The 21,771-nt window shown below is 68.3% G+C and carries 17 protein-coding genes and 1 tRNA gene; 9 read left to right on the top strand and 9 right to left on the bottom strand.

The window, feature by feature from the left end:
- Nucleotides 1–22: 22 nt before the first annotated feature.
- Nucleotides 23–6,049 (bottom strand): DUF3320 domain-containing protein, encoded by a 6,027-nt coding sequence (locus ACU4E7_RS19980; protein ID WP_447019906.1) that lies wholly within the window; start codon nt 6,047–6,049, stop codon nt 23–25.
- Nucleotides 6,050–6,199: 150 nt separating this feature from the next.
- Nucleotides 6,200–6,276, bottom strand: a tRNA-His gene (locus ACU4E7_RS19975).
- 187 nt (nt 6,277–6,463) lie between these two features.
- Here ACU4E7_RS19975 and ACU4E7_RS19970 point away from each other — a divergent pair.
- From ACU4E7_RS19970 to ACU4E7_RS19960, 3 genes are all read left to right on the top strand, one after another.
- Nucleotides 6,464–7,258: a thymidylate synthase gene (locus tag ACU4E7_RS19970; RefSeq protein WP_238121317.1), complete on the top strand. Its 795-nt coding sequence runs from the start codon at nt 6,464–6,466 to the stop codon at nt 7,256–7,258.
- 81 nt (nt 7,259–7,339) lie between these two features.
- Nucleotides 7,340–8,416 carry a tellurite resistance TerB family protein gene (locus ACU4E7_RS19965; RefSeq protein WP_447019905.1) on the top strand — a complete coding sequence of 359 codons (1,077 nt, stop codon included), beginning with the start codon at nt 7,340–7,342 and terminating at the stop codon, nt 8,414–8,416.
- Between the two features lie 113 nt (nt 8,417–8,529).
- Nucleotides 8,530–9,396, top strand: a complete 867-nt coding sequence (locus ACU4E7_RS19960) for a sulfite oxidase heme-binding subunit YedZ (RefSeq protein WP_447019904.1) — start codon at nt 8,530–8,532, stop codon at nt 9,394–9,396.
- On the opposite strand, the gene miaA is transcribed toward ACU4E7_RS19960, so the two are convergent.
- Nucleotides 9,381–10,331, bottom strand: a complete 951-nt coding sequence (gene miaA / locus ACU4E7_RS19955; RefSeq protein ID WP_447019903.1) for a tRNA (adenosine(37)-N6)-dimethylallyltransferase MiaA — start codon at nt 10,329–10,331, stop codon at nt 9,381–9,383. The two genes, ACU4E7_RS19960 and miaA, sit on opposite strands and share 16 nt — an antisense overlap.
- Between miaA and serB the strand changes: the two genes are divergently transcribed.
- Complete coding sequence (gene serB / locus ACU4E7_RS19950; RefSeq protein WP_447019902.1) at nt 10,330–11,229, top strand: phosphoserine phosphatase SerB; 900 nt, start codon at nt 10,330–10,332, stop codon at nt 11,227–11,229. The genes miaA and serB overlap by 2 nt on opposite strands.
- A 20-nt stretch (nt 11,230–11,249) precedes the next feature.
- On the opposite strand, the gene ACU4E7_RS19945 is transcribed toward serB, so the two are convergent.
- The 6 genes from ACU4E7_RS19945 to ACU4E7_RS19920 all read right to left on the bottom strand — a co-directional run bounded on the left by ACU4E7_RS19945 (nt 11,250) and on the right by ACU4E7_RS19920 (nt 15,963).
- Nucleotides 11,250–12,743, bottom strand: a complete 1,494-nt coding sequence (locus ACU4E7_RS19945; protein WP_238121322.1) for a Do family serine endopeptidase — start codon at nt 12,741–12,743, stop codon at nt 11,250–11,252.
- Between the two features lie 285 nt (nt 12,744–13,028).
- Nucleotides 13,029–13,223 (bottom strand): DUF2065 domain-containing protein, encoded by a 195-nt coding sequence (locus tag ACU4E7_RS19940; RefSeq protein WP_238121323.1) that lies wholly within the window; start codon nt 13,221–13,223, stop codon nt 13,029–13,031.
- A gap of 18 nt (nt 13,224–13,241) precedes the next feature.
- On the bottom strand, nt 13,242–14,141 hold the full coding sequence (gene hflC, locus ACU4E7_RS19935) for a protease modulator HflC (RefSeq protein ID WP_238121324.1): 900 nt from the start codon (nt 14,139–14,141) through the stop codon (nt 13,242–13,244).
- Nucleotides 14,138–15,274, bottom strand: a complete 1,137-nt coding sequence (gene hflK, locus ACU4E7_RS19930) for an FtsH protease activity modulator HflK (RefSeq protein WP_238121325.1) — start codon at nt 15,272–15,274, stop codon at nt 14,138–14,140. The genes hflC and hflK overlap by 4 nt, the downstream gene beginning before the upstream one ends.
- Nucleotides 15,275–15,512: 238 nt before the next feature.
- On the bottom strand, nt 15,513–15,791 hold the full coding sequence (locus ACU4E7_RS19925; RefSeq protein WP_238121326.1) for a ribbon-helix-helix domain-containing protein: 279 nt from the start codon (nt 15,789–15,791) through the stop codon (nt 15,513–15,515).
- A complete protein-coding gene (locus ACU4E7_RS19920; RefSeq protein ID WP_238121432.1) occupies nt 15,772–15,963 on the bottom strand; it encodes a DUF4169 family protein in 192 nt (63 codons plus the stop codon). Before ACU4E7_RS19920 ends, ACU4E7_RS19925 begins: the two co-directional genes overlap by 20 nt.
- Before the next feature lie 329 nt (nt 15,964–16,292).
- Here ACU4E7_RS19920 and fumC point away from each other — a divergent pair, with 329 nt between their 5' ends.
- The 5 genes from fumC to ACU4E7_RS19895 all read left to right on the top strand — a co-directional run bounded on the left by fumC (nt 16,293) and on the right by ACU4E7_RS19895 (nt 21,417).
- Nucleotides 16,293–17,681, top strand: coding sequence for a class II fumarate hydratase (gene fumC, locus ACU4E7_RS19915; RefSeq protein WP_447019901.1), 1,389 nt, complete (start codon nt 16,293–16,295; stop codon nt 17,679–17,681).
- Between the two features lie 211 nt (nt 17,682–17,892).
- Nucleotides 17,893–18,507, top strand: a complete 615-nt coding sequence (locus tag ACU4E7_RS19910; RefSeq protein WP_443266667.1) for a LemA family protein — start codon at nt 17,893–17,895, stop codon at nt 18,505–18,507.
- 10 nt (nt 18,508–18,517) lie between these two features.
- Nucleotides 18,518–19,351 carry a TPM domain-containing protein gene (locus tag ACU4E7_RS19905; protein WP_447019900.1) on the top strand — a complete coding sequence of 278 codons (834 nt, stop codon included), beginning with the start codon at nt 18,518–18,520 and terminating at the stop codon, nt 19,349–19,351.
- Between the two features lie 188 nt (nt 19,352–19,539).
- Nucleotides 19,540–20,199, top strand: a complete 660-nt coding sequence (locus ACU4E7_RS19900) for a TPM domain-containing protein (RefSeq protein ID WP_238121329.1) — start codon at nt 19,540–19,542, stop codon at nt 20,197–20,199.
- Between the two features lie 234 nt (nt 20,200–20,433).
- Nucleotides 20,434–21,417: a malate dehydrogenase gene (locus ACU4E7_RS19895; protein ID WP_238121330.1), complete on the top strand. Its 984-nt coding sequence runs from the start codon at nt 20,434–20,436 to the stop codon at nt 21,415–21,417.
- Nucleotides 21,418–21,771: the final 354 nt, after the last annotated feature.

Raw genomic sequence — 21,771 nt, 5'->3', positions numbered from 1 at the left:
CCGGCGGGGGTGAGCGTGCCCCTCAGCCCGCCGCGTCGGGTATGTCGGCGTCGGGCATGTCGGTGGCGCGCGCGAGGATCTCCTGCAGGCGCAGCCGGTTCGCGGCGGTCAGCCGGTCGATGCCCAGCCGGCGGGCCAGGGTCAGGGGCGGATCGCTCTCGTCCGCAAGGCGGACTTCCGAACAGGCCACAAACAGCAGCTCCGCCTCGGGAATCTCATCCAGGCTGCGCCGCGCCGCACTGGTCGCCGGTGCCCGGAAGGCCACGCGCGGGCTTATGCTGCCGACACGCCAAAGGAAATCGCCGCCGGGTTCGCGGGTGCGCTCGTAGGGCCCGAGATGGAGCGCGATCTGCGCCTTGATCCGCTTGCCGGTGCGCAGCCAGCCATGCGTCCGGGCGATGCGCTGTGCCAGCACATCCTCCCGCACGGGCGCCTCCGCGGCGATCACCGCTTCGACCATCGCGGCGAGCCGAGGGGCGTAGTCGTCCTCGAAGAACCGCTCCGGATCGGCCGAAAAGCCGGACAGATCCGCCACTTGATACGCGGGCGTGCCAGGCGAACCGGTCACCGCGGAGACGTCTTGCAGAGGGGGCCCCGAAAATGCTGAGGTGGCACCGCGCAGCGGTTCGCTGGCCAGCGGCACCACCTCCCCGAGCGTGTCCTCCTCATCGGTGGCGGGGGGCGTTTCCGGCGATGTTGGAGCGCCCGGTGGAAGCGCCTCGTCCGACGCGGGATCGACGGTTTCGCCCAGGTTCCAGTGGGCGGGCTCCGCGGCCTCCGGCTGCGCCGCGCGGCTGTTCGTGACGAGATCGACCAGGGCGGCATCGAGCCGGTTGACGGCCTCCTCCCGGTTCAGCCACCAATCGGTGGACCACACGCGCAGGATCTCCCAGCCAAGGCCGCGCAGCACATCCTCGCGCACCCTGTCGCGATCGCGGGCGGTGGTGGAGCGGTGGTACGTGGCGCCGTCGCATTCGATGCCAGCGAGATAGGTGCCCGCCTTGTCGGGATGCCTCACGCCGAGGTCGATGCGGAATGCCGAGACGCCGACCTGCGGCACCAGCTGCCAGCCGCGGGCGGTAAGGGCATCCGCCACCGCTTCCTCGAAGGGTGAGTCGGGACCGCCCAGCGATCCCCGGTCCTGGCCGGCGAGGGCCACCGCGCCGCGTGCTGCGAAGTCCAGGAAGGTCCTCAGGTGGTGGACACCCAGACCCTTGGTGCGGGCCACGTCGATGTCGTCGGCGCGGGTGCCCGAGAACACCACCAGCTCCTGGCGCGCGCGGGTGATGGCCACGTTGAGCCGGCGCTCGCCGCCATCCCGGTTCAGGGCGCCGAAGTCCATGCGGCGCACGCCGGCGGCGTCCTTCGTGAAGGTGATGGAGAAGAACATGACGTCCCGCTCATCGCCCTGCACATTCTCAAGATTCTTCACGATGGTCGGTTCAAACCGCTCGTCGGAGAAGAACCATTCGATCTCCGGTGCCTCGGCCCGTGCCGCATCGAGAAGGTCCTGGATCAAGGCCTGCTGCTGGGCATTGAAAGTGATGATGCCGAGGGTCGGCCGCGCCTTGTCTGGCCAGCTTGCCCACGTGCGCATGCGGGCCACCGCGGCTTCGACCAGGGCTCGGGCCTCGATGAGGTTGGTGCGGCTCTTGCCACGGTCATAGATCCCGTCGGCGACGGCGTGGAGGCGGACCGCCCGGTCTTCCACCTCCGGCGAGGGGAAGGTGATGAGCCGGTTGCCGTAGTAATGCTGATTGGAAAAGGCGATGAGCGCCTCGTGGCGGCTGCGGTAGTGCCAGTTCAGTTGCCGCATCGGCAGACCGGATGCCCGTGCTTCATCAAGAATGCTTTCAAGATCGCGCTGGGCCTCCTCGATGTCCTCGCCATCATCGTTGCGGCCGAAGAAATTGGTGGGTGGCAGCTGCTTGGGGTCGCCGACAATGACGGTCTGCCGGCCACGGGCGATGGCGCCAACCGCGTCCCAGGTGGTGATCTGCGAGGCCTCGTCGAAGATCACCACATCGAACAAGGCATGGCCGGCCGGCAGGTATTGGGCGATGGATAAAGGCGACATCAGCATGCATGGCGCCAGCTTGCTGAAATTCTGGGGCATGGCGCCGATCATGTCGCGTATCGACTTGCTCGGGCGCTGCAACTCCATCTGGTGGCGCAACAGCCCCAGCTCGGAGTTGCGTGGCACGCTCTGCACCGCAGGCAACTGATGGGCGATGCGCCGGCGGACGTGATCCGCCGCATGGCTGCGCGCGAGATCATCCAGCCGGCGGAAGTCGGCGATGGTGTGCTCGTGCTGATAGCGCCGGAAGCGACGCAATGTCGGGTCGGCGTCCATGGCGAGTGGCAGCCACCAGCGCGCATAGGCGAGGCGGAAGGCGTTGGCTGTGGTGGCCGGGTCCTGCAGCCCGGTTTCCAGGGCCTCGACCAGGGGGGCCAGCCCGTGGGCGAGCGCCAGGCGGCGCACGCCCTGCCAGCTGGTCCAGTCGGCGAGGGCGGTTCGCGCCTCCACAAGCTCAGCCATGGCACGGGCGATGCCGGCCGGTGCGTCCCCGGCCAGCAGCGTGGAGAGCGGGCATTCTGCCACGCCGGCGAAGGCCTCCGCGCGGGCGTTGAACGCGGCGAGTGCCGCGGTCAGGGTCTGGCCGGCGGCCGCGACGCCGGAGGGATCGGCGCCGGTGGTGATCATCGCCGTGAAGGCATGGCCCGCCGTGTCCACCTCCGCATCGGACAGGGGCAGGGCGAAGACCGCCTGCCGCAGCGCCTGGGCGCGCCGCAGCAGGGCGGCGATGGACTCCACATTGGTGTCGGCGCCCGCAAAGCCCACCGGCCTCACCGCCAGGGGGCTGGCCTCCACCTCGGTGATCAGCGCCTGCATTTGCCGGAGCAGGGGGAGCATGTCGCGAGGTTCGGGTTTGCCGGAGGCGGCATAGGTGGCAAGGAGGTTGCGAATCTGGGATTGCCGCAGCAGCCGCAAGGGCCAGAACGCGGCCGACGCCCGGCGCCACTCGGGTTCGATCTCGTCGAGCGGGATGCGCGGCACCTCGGCGCGGGTGAAGCGCCCGGCGACCTGCCCTTCGACGGCCCGCAGGCGCGTGAGTGTGGCGGCGAGCTGCTGCAGGGCCGAGGGCAACGCGTCGAAATCCGGATCGAACGCGATGCTGTGGTCGGCATGGGCGCACGCCGCCAGCGCTTCGGCCAGCGCGGCAAACCGGCTGATGTCGGCCAGCCGTGCCGTCCCATCGCTCGCAAGGCCAAGGGCGGAGCGGAAGCGGGCCTGGGCGGTGGCCAAGGTCTCGGCCGCGCTTTTCAGCGCCAGGGCCGCCGCAAGCAGCTGTTGCTGCCAGGCATTCGACCAGTCCGTCGCCTGGACCACACCGAGGGCTGGACGGGTGCCCACGGCGGCGAAGGTGCGGCCCAGTGCTTCCGCCAGCTCCTCCAGCGCCTTGAGGCTGGCGGCATCGTGCGCATCCGGGCCGGCGAAGGCGAGGGCCGGGGCGGCCTCACCTTGGTCCCGCAGCACCCGGCCGAGGGCCTGATAGAGAGTGAGCCCGTTGGCATGCGCCCGGTGCAGGGCCTCCACATAGGCATTCAGTTCATCGCGTCGCAGGCCAAGGTCATGGTTGGCGCTCAGCCAGGCGCTTTCATCCACCGCGCCGCCATGCTCCCAGGAGGCTTTCAGCTGGGCGAGGAAGCTCTTGCGGTCGGTCTTGCTGGAATGGAGCTCCAGGCAGTGGGGCGCCAGGCCGTGCTCCCGGAGCCGGCGATAGACCACGCTCAGCGCCGCCGCCTTCTCGGCCACGAACAGCACCGTCTTCCCCACTGAAAGGCAGTGGGCGATCATGTTGGCGATGGTCTGGCTCTTGCCCGTGCCGGGCGGGCCGATGAGCACCATATCATGGCCCTGGGCGGCCATGAGGCTGGCGACGCTCTGCGACGAGTCCGCCGGCAGCAGGTTGACGATGTCGGATGGCGCATAGAGCCGGTCGAGGTCGCGGGCCTCCGGCGGCGGTGCCTCGAGCCCGGGGAAGGGGGCATCGGGCGTGTCGATGAGGTGGCGCACCACCCGGTTCTGGCGCAGCAGGTCGGTGCGATCCACCAGATCCTTCCACATCAGATATTTGGCGAAGGAGAAAGTGGCGAGCGCGGTCTCGTCCACCACCTCCATGCCGGGCACGTCACGCACCGCGCGGCGCACCTCGGCCAGCAGGCGCGGCACGTCCACGCCGGAGTCGTCGGTGGGCAGGTCGCCTTCGAGCTGTGGCAGAGACAGCTCGAACTCCTCTTCGAGGAAGCGGAGCAGCGTGGCGTTGAAGCGCGGGTCGTCCTCATGGAAGCGCAGGGTGAAGCGCGACGTGGCGGCCGTGCGCTCCAGCTTGACCGGCACCAGCAGCAGCGGGGCACGATAGGTGCGCTGTTCCCCCGGGCGCCGCCAGCGCAGGAAGCCGACGGCCAGGAACAGCGTGTTGGTGCCGCCCTCGGCGAGGTCATTGCGCACCTCGCGATACAGGTCGATCAGGCGGCCTTCCAGCTCCCGCGCGGCGAGCGGGGAGGGCAGTTCGTCGCGCTCCAGCGCCTCGGCGGCAAAGCGGCGGTGCACATCCTCGCCGCGCATGTCGCGATAGGTCTGTGCATCGCGCTCGCCCAGGGGATTCTGCTGGGGCAGCGAGAGGATCCGGATGCCGGCCCCGGCGGCGAGCCGGTCTTCCAGATAGGCGACATCGGTGCATAAGAACGGGACGGTCTTCTTGCCATCCCGGAAGTTCAGAAGGCGGTTGCGGAGCGTCAGATCGAGCAGCTTCTTCTGCCAGCGGGCGATGCGATCCTGGGCCGTGCGCGGCTTCGGCTCCAGCGGCTGCGGCTCGGGCCGAACCGGGCCGTCGGGCCAGCCGTCGAGCACGGGAAGGCCGGGACCACCGACGCCGCCGGTGTGGGGGCCTGCGATGCCCCCGCTATCAATGCCCTCGCCATGGGTGGCGAGGGGCGCGATGCCGCCATCGCGCAGGCGCCGCACATCGATGGCGAGGTGAAACGCAGCCTCCTGCTCCTCGGAGAGGCGGGGCAGCAGGGCGCTCTGGGCCTGCTCCAGCGATGCCACCGGGCGGCGGGTGATGGCGGTGGTCTCAAGCACCATCATCTCGCCGGCCGCCAGCGCCTTGCGCACCTCGCTGGGATCGCCGGTAATCGCATCCGGCAGCGTCCGCTTCACCAGCCACACGCCCACCGCGGCATGGCCATCGAACATCAGCAACACCGGGTTGAGCCCGGCTGCCTCGAAGGCGGCGGCGAACAGCAGCGTACTGTCGAGGCAGGTGGCGAGGCCCACCTTCGCAATGGTGGATGGTCCGCGAATCTTCTGGCCCCGCTCCTCGAAGCTCGCGGGCGGCTCCGCATAAAAGGTGTTCTGGGCGGCGATGGCGCTATAGAGCGCCGCCACCAGCAGCCGGACCCGCCGCGGATCGGCGCTCTGGTAGCCATCCATGCCCGGTTCGCACTGGCGGGCGGCGAGCCGGTCGGAGGCGGCGCGCAGCAGCGTCTGAACCGCCGGGTCATTGGGCATGACGAAGGCGGGAAGCAGCTGCGCCATGTCGCCGACGCCGCCCCATTCGTCGCGGGCCAGCAGTCGCACCGCACTGCGGGTCTGCGCCAGGATGGCATCCCCTTGCCGCAGCACGAAGCTGATCTCGCCGCGCTCCGCTTCATTGAGGCCCGCCAGATAGCCCGGATCAAGGTCGAGGCGGCGGTCGCCGAGGGTCAGGTCGTCACCGGCGGCCAGCCGGTCGATGGTCCAGCTGCGTGGCCGCAGGAAGGGCGGCTGCGCCGACACGTCGAGCCGGCAGTTTGTGAGGTCGCGCGGGGTCAGATTGGTGATGGTGAGGGCGCGCAGCACCGGCACGGCGTTCTGGTGCGAAGCAAAGGTGAAGGCGGATGCGATATCCGCAATCATCCACGCCTCGGTGGGCGGCCGATCGGGTGAATGAGCGCCCTGGTCCTGCGTCAGCCCGCTCTCAGTTCCGCCATCCTCGATCGCCATGGTGCCCGCCCCGTTTCGGAGGCGCGAGACTACGGGTGGGAAGTGGCCGGTGCAACCCAGTGGTCGGCGCAACATCCTCGGGTTGCGAGAATGGGCAACGCTGGCCGCCGCCTCGCGGCGTCACGTTCTACAGGGGATGGGGATCTGACGTGGTACAGGTGGGTGGGCTCGAACCACCGACCTCCGGTTCCACAGACCGGCGCTCTAACCAACTGAGCTACACCTGCATGACATTCGGCACTGCGGCGCCGAAGTGAGCGCGGAACCTACGCGGGGCGTTCGCCGATTGCAAGAGGGCAGGACGCCTTCTGCAAAGGGTCGTCCACACCCAATGGCGGGGTGGCGCGCAACCGTTGGCGAGCCGGTGTCGGTGCCCTAAACAGGGGGCCGGGCCGGGTGCCCGCTGGAGCCGCCATGCAGCCGTATCTCGACCTCATCGACCGCATCCTGCGCGAAGGCGCGCGCAAGGACGACCGCACCGGCACCGGCACCCTCAGCGTGTTCGGCCACCAGATGCGGTTTGATCTCGGTGCCGGCTTCCCGCTGGTCACCACCAAGAAGCTGCATCTGAAATCCATCGTCCATGAGCTGCTGTGGTTCCTCGCTGGCGACACCAACATCCGCTACCTCAAGGACAACGGCGTCAGCATCTGGGACGAGTGGGCGGACGCCGCGGGCGAGCTGGGCCCGGTCTATGGCCACCAGTGGCGCTCCTGGCCCAATCCGGATGGGCCGGCCATCGACCAGATTGCGCAGGTGGTCGCCGATATTCGCCGCAACCCCGATTCGCGCCGGCTCATCGTCACCGCCTGGAATCCGGCCGATGTGCCGAAGATGGCGCTGCCGCCCTGCCACTGCCTGTTCCAGTTCGCGGTCGCCGAGGGCAAGCTCTCCTGCCAGCTCTATCAGCGTTCGGCTGACGTGTTCCTGGGGGTGCCGTTCAATATCGCGTCCTATGCCCTGCTGACCCACATGGTGGCGCAGGTGACCGGCCTTGCGCCCGGCGATTTCATCCACACGCTGGGGGATGCCCACCTCTATCTCAACCATCTGGACCAGGCGCGCGAGCAGCTGGCGCGCAGCCCGCGACCGCTGCCGCGGCTGCTGCTCAACCCCGCCGTGACCGACCTGTTCGGCTTTCAATATGCGGATGTCGCCTTCGAGGGATACGATCCGCACCCCCACATCAAGGCGCCCGTCGCGGTGTGAGGCGGGTGCATCCGGCGATCGCATTGCGTCGCGCGATGCTCGGGTTAAGAGTAGGCGGCCGTTTTGATGGAGGACAAACCGATGGCAGACGCTGGCAGCCTCTTGGGTGAATTGCTGGGCGCCGCCCTGCGCAATGGCAGCGTGCGCGGTGGGAGCGCCTCTGGCGGCGCCGGCGGCCTGGGGGATATTCTGCAGGACGTCCTCGGCGGTGCTGGCCGTGGCGGCAGCGCGCCCGCCCCGTCCGGCGGCCTCGATTCCATTCTCGGCGAGGTGTTGGGGCAGGTGCTCGGCGGCACCTCGCCTTCGCGCGGAGGCAACACCGGCGGCGCGGCCTCCGGTGGCACGCCGGCGGGTTTGCCGGGGGGGCTCGGCGATCTTCTTGGCGGCATCCTCGGGGGCGGCCGCGGCTCCAGTGCCCCCTCTGGCGGATCGGAGGGCGGGCTCCCCGGTGGCCTGAACGACGTGCTCGGCCAGATCCTCGGTGGCGGCGCGGCGTCAGGTGGCAGCCGCAGTGGCGGCGGGGGACTGGGTGATTTCGCGCAGGATGCTTTGGGCGGCGCGGGATCTGTGCCCGCTTCGGTGCCGTCCTCCCAGCCGTCCTCACCCTCCATTCCGCAGCCAGCGCCCACGCCGACGCCGGACGGCCGCGCGCCCAGCGGTGGTTCGGACCTGCTCAAGTATGGCGGCCTGGCGGTGATCGGAATGCTGGCCTTCAACGCCTTCCGCAAATGGCAGGCGGGGCAGGGGGGCCGCGCGAATTTCGTGGATGAGACCTCCAGCGCCTTCTCACCGGTGGCCGCCCCCGGCGGGCCGGAGGCCTTCTCGCAGGCGCTGCTGCTGGCCATGGCGGCGGCGGCCCAGGCCGATGGTCAGCTCGATCAGGACGAACTGAACCGCATCACCGGCGGCATCGCCCGCATGGGGGCCGGCAGCCCCGATCAGCAGGCGCTCATCCACTATCTGACGACGCCGGTGGATCCGCAGCGGGTTGTGGATGCCGCGACCACCCCGGAGGCCGCCTTGCAGCTCTATGCGGCATCGGCCATGGCCATCCGGCCCGACAGTGCGGTGGAACGGGCCTATCTGAGCCAGCTCGCCGGCGCCCTCGGCATTGATCCCAGCCTGAAGGCGCAGGTGGATGCGGACCTGAACGCCTGAAGCGCTCACGCACTCGTGCGCGGGCCGGCGTAACGCTGGCCGCCATCCCCTCGTAAACATCATCAAGCGCGCCCGATGGCGCGCGCCATCGGTGATGTTGCGAGGCGAAGGGCATGCGGGTGTCTTCTCTGCGGCTGTTTCATGAGCGGTCCGGCGCGTTCAGCGCGGAGAAGACCGGGGCGCTGCTGTTGGCGGTGAGCCCGGCGGTGTGGCTGGCCGCGGTGGCCCTCGGCGGCGATCTCGGCGCGCGGCCCTGGACTGAGGCGATCCATTTCACGGGCCTGTGGGCCTTGCGCTTTCTGGTTCTGAGCCTGGCCGTGACGCCGCTGCGGCTGGTGCTGCAATGGCCCAAGCTGTTCTTCGCCCGGCGCACCCTCGGGCTGGCGGCGTTGGCCTATGCAGTGGCGCATCTGGCGTTGTTCATCGTGGATCAGGGGGCGCTGCGGGCGGCGCAGGAGATCGTGCTGCGGACCTATCTCGCCATCGGCATGCTGGCGGTGGCGCTGCTGCTGGTGCTGGGCGCCACCTCCTATGACGGCGCCATCCGGCGGCTTGGGGCGCGGCGCTGGGCGCGGCTGCACCAGGCCGTGTATCTCATTGCCGTGCTCGCCACCCTGCACTTCTTCATTCAATCCAAGCTCGATGTCACCGAACCCGTGCTGATGACCGGGGCCCTGGTGCTGCTGTTTCTCTACCGGATTGCTGCGCGCCTCGCCGGCCGCGTGACCCCGCTGCGTCTCGCCGGGCTGGCTGTGGTGGGCGCCGGACTCACCGGGGGGCTGGAAGTGGTTTGGTATGGGGTGGGCACGCGGGTCGACCCCTGGCTGGTGGCGGCCGCCAATTTGTCCCTCGATCTGGGGCCTCGGCCGGTGTGGTGGGTGCTGGCGGGTGGCCTCGCCCTGGCGGCGTTGGCGGCGGTGCGCGGCACACCAGCCCGGTCCGGCCGGCGGCCGGCCGGCGGGCTTCAGGCCGGGCGCTGACGGGCCAGGTCCCGGATCAGCACCTCCAGCGCCGCTTCGGGCCGTGCGCGCGGCCAGTCCGCCATCTGGTGGCGGAAGAAGGTGCGCTGGCGCTTGGCATAGCGGCGGGTGTCGTTCTGGCCCTCGGCAACGGCCTCGTCCCGGTTGATCTCGCCGCGCAGATGGCGGGTGAGGGCGGGCGCGCCGTGGGCCTTCAGAATGGTGCGGTCGGCGGGCAGGCCGCGCGCCGCCAGCGCCGCCACCTCTTGGAGGGCCCCCGCCTCCATCATGGTGAGGAAGCGCGCGTCGATCCGCCCCCGCAACACCTCTGGCTCCACGTCCAGCACCAGCCGCACCAGCGTATCCCGGCGCAGGGGCGCAGCCGGTGTGTCGTGCTGCCAGGCGGACAGGGGGCGCCCGGTGGCGGCTTCCACCTCCAGCGCCCGCAGGATCCGCTGGCGATCGTTGGTGCCGATGCGCACCGCCGCTGTCGGATCGACCATCGCCAGACGCGCATGCAGGTCCGTGTTGCTGGCCGGTGCGGCCGCCTCCCGCACCTGCGCCCGGATGTCCTCTGGAATCGGCGGAACTTGCACGAGCCCTTGGGTCAGCGCGCGGAAATAGAGCCCGGTGCCGCCCACGACAATGGGCAGGCGCCCCTGCGCATGGGCCGCTTCAATGGCTGCGGTGGCATCGTGCAGCCAATGCCCCACCGAGTAATCGGCGGCGCCGTCCACATAGCCATAAAGCAGATGGGGCGCGCGCAGGAGGTCCGCGTCGCTCGGTCGCGCCGTCAGCACCGCAAGATCACCATAGACTTGCATGGAATCTGCATTAAGGACCATACCACCCGTGCGCTCGGCGAGCGCGAGGGCGAGTGCCGACTTGCCGCTGGCGGTGGGTCCGGCAATCAGAACCACCGCCGCCTTTCCTTGTTCTCTGTCCGGTTTGTCCATGGCCTACGTTGCAACGCTGATCTCGAATCCATCTGCCCCGGCTTTGACGCGCGAGGCAATCCATGAAGCCCGTGCCGTTCTGCCCCATGCCCAGGAGCCCGTGGTTCTCGAGCACGATGTGGCTGTCGACATTCACTTCGCGCCGACGCTGGGCGCCAACGCCCACGCCATCGCCGATGCCGTGCGCGCGGCTCTGAAGGGTGCGCCCATCGACGTGGTGGTGCAGCTCGAAGCCGGCCGGCGCAAGCGTCTGCTGGTGGCGGACATGGATTCCACCATGATCCTGCAGGAGTGCATCGACGAACTGGCGGACATGGCCGGCCTGAAGCTGCATGTCGCCGCCATCACCGAGCGGGCCATGCGGGGCGAAATCGAATTCGAATCCGCTCTGCGCGAGCGCGTGGCGTTGCTGCGTGGCCTCTCGGCGAATGTGGTGGGAGAGGTTTTGCGCGATCGTATCCGCCTCACCCCGGGTGGGGTCGAGCTGGTGTCGACCATGCGCGCCAATGGCGCGTATGCCGCGCTGGTTTCCGGCGGCTTCACCCTGTTCACCTCGACCATCGCCGAACAGATCGGCTTCGACGAACACCGCGCCAACACCTTGCTGGTGGAGGGCGGCGAGCTGGTGGGCGCCGTGGCGGAACCGATCCTGGGCCGCGACGCCAAGTTCGCCGCCCTGGTGGAACTGCGCGACCGGCTGCATCTGGCGCCGTCCGAGACCCTGGCCGTGGGTGACGGGGCCAATGACCTCGCGATGCTGGCGGAAGCCGGCCTCGGTGTCGCCTTCCACGCCAAGCCGCAGGTGGCTGCGGCCGCGCACGCCCGCATTGACCACGGCGACCTCACCGCGCTGCTCTATATGCAGGGCTATACCCGCGACGATATCCGCAGCGCCTGAGCTGTCTCCGACCGTCCCTCTCAATCGAGAGGGACGGTGACGAACTGCTGCTCGCCCTGGCCATCGGACACCAGGAACAGGGCGGACTTCTTCTTCTGCTTGCGCAGGGCGTCGATCTGCTTCTGCACATCGGCCGGGCTCGACACGGCCTCCTGGCCCACCTGGACGATGACCAGACCGGCCTTCAGGCCCTTGTCGGCGGCATCGGTGCCGCTCTCCACGCTGGTGATGACGGCGCCGGTGATGCTGCTCTTGATGTTGTAGCGACGGCGCAGGTCCTCGGTGATGGGCGAGAGCTCCAGGCCCAGCGTCTTGCGCGGGGCGGCCTTGGGGTCGTCCGCCCCCTGGCCGGGCTCTGCCTTGTCCTCATCAGGCATACGCGCCACTTTGAGGCGCAAGGTGTCCTCCTTGCCCTGGCGCACCACCACCACATCCACCTCTCGGTCAGCCATGGTGTCGGCCACTGTGCGTGTGAGATCGCGCACGGTCTTCACGTCGCGACCGTCGAATTTCACGATCACGTCGCCGGGCTTAAGGCCGGCCTTCTGCGCCGGGCTGCCGTCGTTGACCACCCCCACCAGGGCGCCGCGCGGCTTGCCCATGCCGAGGCTCTCGGCGAGGTCGTCGGTCACGGTCTGGATCCGCACGCCGATCCAGCCGCGCCGGACTTCCTTGAACTGCTGCAACTGCGCCACCACAGGCTGCACGGTGGAGGCGGGAACGGCGAAGCCAATGCCGATGGAGCCACCGGAGGGGGAGATGATGGCGGTGTTCACCCCCACCACGTCGCCGGCCATGTTGAACAGCGGCCCGCCGGAATTGCCGCGGTTGATGGCGGCATCGGTCTGAATGAAATTGTCGTAGGGGCCGGAATTGATGTCCCGATTGCGGGCTGACACGACACCCACGGTCAACGTGCCGCCGAGGCCGAACGGGTTGCCGATGGCCATCACCCAATCGCCCACCCGCAGCTTCTCGGAATCACCGAACTTCACCGCGGTCAGCGGCTTCTCGGGCGTCACCTTCAGCAGGGCGATGTCGGTCTTGGTGTCGCGGCCGATCAGCTCGGCCTTGAGCTTCGTGCCATCGTTGAAATTGGCGTAAATCTCGTCGGCATCGGCGATGACGTGATTGTTGGTCACGATGAAGCCGGACGGGTCGATGACGAAGCCCGACCCCAGCGACGACACCCGGCGGGAGCGGTTCTGCCCCTCCTCATCCTGACGGTGCTTGAAGAACTCGTCGAAGAAGTCCTCGAATGGCGAGCCCGGCGGCAGCTGCGGCGTGGGGACGCTGCGGGCGGCGGCAACGGTCTGCGAGGTGGAGATGTTCACCACGGCATCCATCACCTTCTCGGCCACGTCGGCCACGGTGTCCGGCCCCTTGCCCGAGGCGGCCGCCAGCGGGCCGGCGACGAAGGGAGAGCCGATGATGGCCAGCGCCAGCGCCAGAGCGGCAAGCCGCCGGTAAAGCACGCGGGAACGACCGGGAACGGGGCGAGCGGATGGGGACATCGGTCTCCTCGACGAAACAGCGATGGCGGAAGGCTGCGCCGCCGGAGCGAAGGGCGCAAGGGGTAAAGCGCCGGGCGCGTTCACATCCCCCGGACCGGGTGAACTGCTGTCGTCGCACCGTGTACGGGCGGGCGCCGTTCGGTGCGGGGCCGTGGACCCGCGCGGCGCGTGAAGCCGGCGGCGGAAGGATGGATGGCCGGCGCGGCGCGCTGTGCCGCCAAGGGGGCCGCGTTTGCGCCCCTGCGGAACGGTGCGGGGGAGAAGAGGGGAGGAGGCTGGGGCCCGTCAGTGCAGCAGCACGCGCACCACGAACACCAGCACCACGCCCAGCGCACCGACGGCAAGGCCGGCGACGCGCATGGGGGTTTCCGGCGCGTGGAGCACCGCTTCGACAGCACGGCGCCACGCATTGGGGAAGGCGGCAAGGCTGAGACCTTCGAGGGCCAGCATCAGCCCGAGGGCGGCGAGAAAATCAGTCATGCCGCCCCCGTCCGGGCCTCAGTTGGCCTTGGCCGGCGCCGCTGGGGTGCCGCCGAAGGGGTCGCGGAAGTAGCGGAAGAAGCTCGAGTCCGGGCTCACCACCAGCCGTGTGTCGCCGCTCTTCATGCTGGCCTCATAAGCCTGCATGGAGCGGTAGAAGGTGAAGAAGTCCGGATCGCGGCCGAAGGCGTCAGCGAAGATGCGGTTGCGTTCCGCATCGCCTTCACCGCGCAGCTGGTCGCCCTTGGAGTTGGCTTCCGCCACCACGATGGCCGCCTCGCGATCGGCCCGGGCCCGCAGCCGCTGCGCGGCCTCATTGCCCTGGGCGCGAATCTCGGCAGCCTCACGCTGGCGTTCGGTCTGCATGCGCTGGAACACCGCCTGGCTGTTGGCCTCGGGCAGGTCGGCGCGACGGATCCGCACGTCCACCACGGTGATGCCGAAGGCCGCGGCCTCGCGGTTCACCTGTTCGCCGATCTGCCGCATCAGGTTCTCGCGCTGGTCACGCACCACGGCGATGAAGGCGTTCTCGCCCAGCACCCGGCGCAGCGACGAGTTGAGCACCGTCGCCAGCCGGGAATTGGCCGCCTCCACCGTGCCCGCGGCCTGATAGAAGCGCAGCGGGTTGGTGATGCGGTAGCGGGCGAACGCATCCACCACGATACGCTTCTGGTCCGACGCAATCACTTCCTGGGAGGGGTTCTCCAGATCCAGGATGCGATTGTCGAGATAGACCACGGTGTCGATGAAGGGCGCCTTCCAGTGCAGGCCGGGGGTGGTGACCGGCTCCAGCGGCTCGCCGAAGCGCAGCACCAGCGCCTGCTGGGTCTGATAGACGATGAAGGCGGAAGAATAGACCACCACCAGGGCGATCACCGCGAGAAGGGCGAGGACGCCTCCCACAATCGGGCTTTTCATCGGGCGGCTCCCTGGGGCTGAGCGGTGGGGGCAGTGGGGCGACGCAGCGCATCACCCAGCGGCAGAACCGGGATCACGCCACCGCCGTTGGCGCCACGCGCGGCGCTGGGATCCACCAGCACCTTGTCCACGCCGCCGAGCACGCGCTCCATGGTCTCCAGATACATGCGTTCGCGCGTCACGTCCTTGGCCTTCTGATATTCCTCAAAGACCTTGAGGAAGCGGGCGGCCTGGCCGCGGGCCTCCACCACGGTGCGCTCACGATAGGCCTGGGCGGCATTCTCCACCCGGGAAGCCTCACCGCGCGCCTCGGGCAGCACCCGGTTGGCGTAGGTCTGGGCTTCGTTCTGGGCACGCTCGGCGTCGGCGCGGGCGGCCTGCACGTCGCGGAAGGCATCGATGACCTGCGCCGGCGGGTCCACCTTCTGCAACTGCACCTGGGTGACGCGCACGCCGGCTCCATACTGGTCGAGGGTGTGCTGCATCAGCTCCTGCACGCCGGTCTCGATATTCTGCCGGGCGCCGGTGAGGATCGGCTGGATGTCGGTGCGGCCGATCACCTCGCGCATGGCGCTTTCCGCCACCGCCTTGATGGTGCCCTCGGGATTCTGCACGTTGAACAGGTACTTCTCGGCATTGGAGATGACCCAGAACACCGAGAAATCCACGTCGACGATGTTCTCGTCGCCGGTGAGCATCAGGCTCTCTTCCGGTACGTCGCGCATGACGGCGGCGGAGCGCCGGAGGTCGTCACCCACCCGCATGCCGATGTCGATGCGGTTGACGCGGGTCACCTTGGGGGTGAGCACGGTCTCGACGGGGTAGGGCCAATGGTAATTCAGGCCCGGCTGGGTGATGGCCACGAACTTGCCGAAGCGCAGCACCACGCCCTGCTCATCGGGTTCCACCCGATAGAAGCCGGACAGTAGCCAGCCGGCAATCACCAGGGCCACCAGCAGAATGACGCCCTTGAAGCCGAAGGCATCGGGCATCATCGTGCGCAGCCGGTCCTGGCTGCGGCGGATCAGGTCTTCAATGTCCGGAGGCGTGGGTCCCGAGGATTGCGGCCCAGAACCCCAAGGGCCGCGCGGCCCGCTTCCCCATGGGCCGCCACTCTGATTCTTCCACGACATCCGTCGTCTCCCGTCGGCGGTGCCACTGAACGGCGCCCGCGTCTCATCGTGTCTCGCCCGAGCACCACACCTGGCCGAGGGTCAAACCCGCCCCGTCGGCGGAGCTGGCCGGCCGACATGAGGCGAATCCGCAGGCGGCTGCGCCGTCCCGCCAAGGGATGCGGTTATAGGAAACCGTGCGCCGCGTTTCAACGCGACGCACGGTCCATGCAGGACGCAGATAGGAACTCGTTGTGCATTACGCAACGGGAGGGCTGGTGACACCCAGTCGCTCGGTGCTGCCGACCGCGGGGGTGTTCTGCGCCGCGCCGCGATAATGGTCGAGCACGAACAGGCGGATGGCCGAGGACAGGTTGCCCTGCGTCCGCGCGGAATCGATGGTTGCAACCAAGTCGGACAGCGTCAGCCGTCGGCTCGCCGCGATCTCCTTCAGGGCCTCCCAGAACGCGTCTTCGAGGCTCACACTGGTCTTGTGGCCCGCGATGACGATGGACCTCTTAACCACGGGGCTTTTCATGTTCTTCCCTCTCGGTCAGGGCGTGACCGTCATGGCGGGTCCGCTGCCGCTCGAGCTCGGTCGCGACGGCCACACGCTCGGCTTTGGAGCGTCCGAATCGAACGCGGTTCTCCTCTGCCTGCGCCTGCGCCGCGCGGCGCGCTCGCGCCTTGCGTTCGCGATGAAGGTTCAATAGGTCGCCCAACGCTTGACCTCATTGGAACGGCAGGCTCCCCCAAAGCCGACCGCTATGTGTTTACAAGATGGTCGACGTCCTGCCTCTGACGACCATCTCTACAGAGACTAGATTACCTCTGCAGTGATGGTGAAGATATGGCGAAAATGAAGGGGTGAATCCTCCGCCCGCTACCGTTTTGGAATTAATTTAGTTGATGTCCACGGATGGTCCCGCGCCGCTGCCTCGGCCCCTTGGCCGTCCCGTGCCGCGCGGATCTCTCCCCGTGGGCCCCTCACCTGTGCTATGAGCGCGCCGCCGCGCGATCAAGAAGAGAGGGCAGACGCATGACAACGCGTACCGAGACCGACACCTTCGGTCCCATCGAAGTTTCCGCCGATCGGTATTGGGGCGCACAGGCGCAGCGCTCGCTGGGCAACTTCAAGATCGGTTGGGAAAAGCAGCCGCTGCCGATCGTTCGGGCCCTCGGCATCATCAAGCGCGCGGCCGCCGAAGCCAACCGCGACCTGGGTCGGCTGGATCCCAAGCTGGCCGACGCGGTGGTCGCCGCGGCGCAGGAAGTCATCGACGGTAAGCTGGACGACCACTTCCCGCTGGCGGTCTGGCAGACCGGTTCGGGCACGCAGTCCAACATGAATGCCAACGAGGTCATCTCCAACCGGGCCATCGAGATGCTCGGCGGGGAAAAGGGCTCGAAGAAGCCGGTTCATCCCAATGACCACGTGAACATGAGCCAGTCGTCCAACGACACCTATCCCACCGCCATGCACGTGGCGTGCGCGGAGGAGATCGTTCAGCGGCTCATTCCCGGCCTGAAGCACCTGCATGCGGCCCTGGACGCCAAGGCCAAGGCCTGGGCGCATATCATCAAGATCGGCCGCACCCACACCCAGGACGCCACCCCGCTCACCCTCGGCCAGGAATTCTCCAGCTATGCCCAGCAGGTGGCCAACGGCATCTCCCGCATCGAGCAGACCCTGCCGGCGCTGATGCAGCTGGCGCAGGGCGGCACCGCCGTCGGCACCGGCCTCAACGCGCCCATCGGCTTCGCCGAGAAGGTGGCCGAGAAGATCGCCGCCATCACCGGTCTGCCGTTCACCTCCGCCCCCAACAAGTTCGAGGCGCTGGCCGCCCACGACGCGATGGTGTTCTCGCACGGGGCCATCAACACGGTGGCGGCGTCGCTGTTCAAGATCGCCAACGACATCCGCCTGCTGGGCTCGGGACCGCGCGCCGGCCTCGGCGAGCTGGCGTTGCCGGAGAACGAGCCCGGCTCCTCCATCATGCCGGGCAAGGTCAATCCTACGCAGTGCGAGGCCATGACCCAGGTTTGCGCGCAGATCTTCGGCAACAACGCCACGCTGACCTTCGCCGATAGCCAGGGCCACTTCGAGCTCAACGTGTATAACCCGGTGATGGCCTACAACTTCCTGCAGTCGGTGCGGCTGATGGCGGACGCTGCGGTGAGCTTCACCGACAATTGCGTGGTGGGCATCGAGCCGCGGGAAGACAACATCAAGGCTGGCCTGGAGCGTTCCTTGATGCTGGTGACGGCGCTGGCGCCGAAGATCGGCTATGACGCAGCCGCCAAGATTGCCAAGACCGCCCACAAGAACGGCACCACCCTGCGCGACGAGGCGGTGGGTGGCGGCTATGTGACGAACGAGGAATTCGACGCCATCGTTCGTCCCGAGAAGATGATTTCGCCGGCCTGATGCCCCTGTCGGCCGGGCGTGTGCCACCCTCGGCCCGCCCGGGCGCCATCACTGATGCTGCCGCCGTTTCCGTCCGGAGACGGCGGCAGTTTCGTTTTGCGCCGGGGCGGAGCAGGGGCGGGCAGGGGCGGGCAGGGGGCTTCCCCACGGGCGCTGCAGCGGCGCGGCTATGCTATAAGGTGCGCGAGTCAGATTGAGGATGGAGGGGGGAATGTCGCAAACCTTCGCGGCGCGCTTCGCGGGAGTGCGTGCTCCCTTGTTCGTGGTGATGGTGTCGCTGCTGCTGGCAGGGTGCGGCGTCAATGCCATTCCCACCTCCGAGGAGCAGGCCAAGGCCGCCTGGAGCGAGGTGTTGAACCAGTATCAGCGGCGCGCCGATCTCATTCCCAATTTGGTGGAGACGGTGAAGGGCTATGCCGCCCAGGAGCGGGACGTTCTGACCGCCGTGGTGGAAGCGCGGGCTAAGGCCACCGCCATCACAGTCGATGCCTCGACCATCACCGATCCGGAAAAGTTCAAGCAGTTCCAGGACGCGCAGTCGGGTCTGTCGCGGGCGCTCGGGCGGCTGATCGCGGTGTCGGAAGCCTATCCGGACCTGAAGTCGAACCAGAACTTCCTGGCCCTGCAATCGCAGATCGAAGGCACGGAGAACCGGATCGCCGTCGCCCGGCGCGACTATATCCGCGCGGTGCAGGCCTATAACACCGAGCTGCGGACCTTCCCGGGGCTGCTCTGGGCGGCGACGCTCTACCGCGCCAACAAGCCCATGGAGACCTTCACCATCTCCGAGGAGCAGATGCAGGTGCCCAAGGTGAAGTTCAACTGAGGACGGGCAGATGATGGCAAGGGGCAGCGCGCCGCGCCGCCGCGTATGGCGTGGCGCACGCTGGAGCGTGGGCTTCGGCGCCAGCCTGCTGGCCTTGCTGGGCGCCCTCACCCTGGCGTGGGCGCTGACCTTTCCGGATCTGTCGGGGCGGGTGGTGGATGCCGCCCATGTGCTCGATCCCTCCACCCGCGCTGAGCTCGACGGCCTGCTGGCGGCGCAGGAGGCGAAGGCGAGCGACCAGTTCGTGGTGGCGACGGTCCCCTCGCTGGAAGGCCAGTCCATCGAGGAGTATGCGAACGCGCTGTTTCGGGCGTGGCGCCTCGGGCAGGCCAAGGCGAACAATGGGGTGCTGCTGCTGGTGGCGCCCCAGGAGCGCAAGGTGCGGATCGAGGTGGGCTATGGCCTTGAGGGAATCCTGACCGACGCCGTGGCGAGCGCCATCATCCGCAACGCCATTATCCCCGCCTTCAAGGCCGGCGACATGTCCGCTGGCATCTTGAAAGGTGCACAGGCGATCCTTGAGATTCTCAACCTCGATCCCGAGGAGGCCCGCGCCCGGGCGCGGGAGGCCGAAACTCCGGGCATGACGGCCGAGGACTGGGAAGATCTGATCTTCCTGGTGCTGATGCTGGCCTTCTGGGCTTATGTGATCTGGCGCGTGACCCGCGGCGGCGGCTCCGGTGGCGGCCGGGCCGGGCGGCGCCGGCGCGCAGGGGGCGTCGCCGCCGGCCCCATCACCACCTGGGACTGGAGCCGCTCGAGCGGCGGCTGGTCCGGCGGATCGGGGGGCTGGTCCGGAGGCGGGGGATCCTCCGGTGGCGGCGGCGCGTCCGGCAGCTGGTGACGGTGTCATGAGACCTGTTTTTTCGCGCTCAGGGGTGGCAAGGCTCGCGCTCTTCTGACAAGAGTGCGGCTGCCGACGCTGGGCAAAGCCCTGTATGCTGTCGCACAGGCGCGCCCGTTCCTGCGGATCGGATGCGGGCGCTCGGGTCTGGACACTGCTCTCCAGGCCCTCGGTGGTGGAGGTTGGAGATGACTTATATCGCTACGGCATCGCAGGAGCCGACCGCGAGCAATGTCGGCCTGCCCCCGGAAACCATCCGGCGCATCGCCGATGCCGTTGCTGCGGCGGAGAGCCGGACATCGGCGGAGATCCGGGTGGTGGTGGCCCGTGCACCACTGGTGCAGCATCCCTTCTTCTCCGTGATGTGGGCGGCGCTGGCGGCTCTGGTGCTGCCGTGGCTCGCGGTGCTGCTGTGGCCCATGGCCGCGCTGTCGTTGCTGCAGATCCAGGCGATTATTTTCATGGTGGTGGCCGGTCTGCTGATGCTGCCGGGCATGCCGGAACGGGCGGTGCCGCGGCTGGCCCTGAAGGCCGCCGCCCGTTCGGCCGCCATCGAGGCGTTCCTGTCCCACGGCGTCTCTCAGACCCGCGGCCGCACCGGCATTCTGATCTTTGCCGCCGCGCGTGAGCATCTCATCGAGGTGGTCGCGGATGAAGGGGTGCACGGGCCACTGGGTGCCGTCGCCTGGGCCGAGATCTGCGATACGGTGGCGCGCACGGCGCGGCAGGGCCATCTGGCCGATGGCCTGGTGGCGGGCGTCCAGAAGGCGGGCGAGCTACTCGCCTCCGAGCTTCCGCCCCAGCCCGGTGACACCGACGAGCTCGACAATCGGGTGGTGATCGTCTGACGGCACGGCATCGCCGTCTTTCTCTCCGGATCGATTCTGGGTGGGCTGCCGCGGGGGCGCGCAGGGGGCCGTCCGCGCGCCTTGGCGCACGTGTTGCCATGCTCGGCACCACAGACCAAGGTTTGACCTTCAGCGGTGCAGTTCGTGCCCTGAGCGGCTTTCCAATTCGAACTTCGCAGCATAGATTGCGCGCCCGAGCCTTCGGGGCTCACTCAAGGCAAAGGGCATTTTCTCATGACCAAACCCGCCGTTCGCGTCGCCGTCACGGGCGCCGCCGGTCAGATTTGCTATTCCCTTCTGTTCCGCATCGCCAATGGCGACATGTACGGCAAGGATCAGCCGGTTATTCTGCAGCTCCTCGACCTGCCCCAGGCCCAGGGCGCCGTCGGTGGCGTTGTGATGGAGCTTGAGGATTGCGCGTTCCCGAACCTTGCCGGCGTCGTCATCACCGATGACCCCAAGGTCGCCTTCAAGGACATCGACGCCGCCATCCTGGTGGGCGCGCGCCCGCGCTCGAAGGGCATGGAACGCGCCGACCTCCTGTCCGCCAACGCCGAGATCTTCAAGGTGCAGGGCAAGGCCCTGAACGAGGTCGCCAAGCGCGACGTGAAGGTGCTGGTGGTGGGCAACCCGGCCAACACCAACGCCTACATCACCGCCAAGTCCGCGCCGGACCTGCCGGCGCGCAACATCACGGCCATGCTGCGGCTCGACCACAACCGCGCCCTCTCGCAGTTCGCGAAGAAGGCCGGCGTGCTGAGCCAGGACATCGAGAAGCTCGCGGTGTGGGGCAACCACTCCCCGACCATGTATGCCGATTATCGCTTCGCCACCGTCAACGGCAAGCCGCTGCCGGAGCTGGTGGGCGACGAGGCTTGGTATCGCGACACGCTGATCCCCACCGTGGGCAAGCGCGGCGCCGCCATCATCGAGGCCCGTGGCCTGTCCTCGGCCGCCTCCGCAGCCAATGCGGCCATCGACCACATGCATGACTGGATCCACGGCACCAATGGTGGCTGGGTTTCCATGGGCGTCGCCTCCGACGGCTCCTATGGCGTGCCGGAAGGCATCGTGTTCGGCGTGCCGGCGGTGTGCGCCAATGGCGATTACGACGTCGTCAAGGGCCTGCCCATGGACGATTTCTCCAAGGCCAAGTTCGAGGTGACCCTCAAGGAGCTGCTCGAGGAGCGGGACGGCGTCGCCGGCCTGCTGGGCTGATCCTCACGGTTTTGTGAGTTCCGGGGCGCGGTACTTTGGTGCCGCGCCCTTTTCTTATGGTTAACGAATTCTTGCATTGGCACCGCTTTCGCCGGGGTGGCGCGCGAGATTTTTCATGTCGGGCGGGCCTTTTCTCCGCGCGACAGCCTGCGAAGCCTTGACGCACGGCGACTCTGCAGCTAGAAGCAGCCCACTTTCGCGGCAGGCGGTTGGTGTCACCGCGAGAGGCGCAGCAGTCGACCCCGGTCAAAGCGTCACCGCTTCCTGAGGTCCGCGCCCCTCCCGACACCGCATCGCTGCCAGGAACAGCACTGCGATAACTTCAGGTGCATGATCGCAGCGTCACCCTTCGGG

Source organism: Xanthobacter sp. ZOL 2024, from assembly GCF_052932325.1.
The sequence above is the reverse complement of the archived record's forward strand: the minus strand, read 5'-3'. Positions and strand labels throughout refer to the sequence as shown.